Below are 239 nucleotides of genomic sequence, written 5' to 3' on the forward strand. Positions count from 1 at the left end.
TTCGAACAGGAGTTCGGTCAATTTCATAAAGTCCCGAAGAAGGCTGATCAAGGCATCCTAAAATATTGAGCAGGGTTGATTTTCCCGAACCAGATGAACCCATTATCGTTACAAATTCGCCTTCTTCTATAGCAAACGAAATTCCTTTTATGGCGCGTACTGTTTCGTCGCCCATTTTAAATTCGCGTTTTAAATCCTGAATATTGATAATTGTATTTTTCATGACTTATTTTTTTCCG

Annotated in this window: 1 protein-coding gene; it reads right to left on the bottom strand. The window is 37.7% G+C overall.

The features are described from left to right. A partial coding sequence (locus SB754_RS22775; RefSeq protein ID WP_410784537.1) for an ATP-binding cassette domain-containing protein occupies positions 1 to 223 on the bottom strand: 223 nt, incomplete at its 3' end. Positions 224 to 239: the final 16 nt, after the last annotated feature.

The sequence above is a fragment of the Leifsonia sp. SIMBA_070 genome, from assembly GCF_046534635.1.
GTDB lineage: Bacteria > Actinomycetota > Actinomycetes > Actinomycetales > Microbacteriaceae > Leifsonia.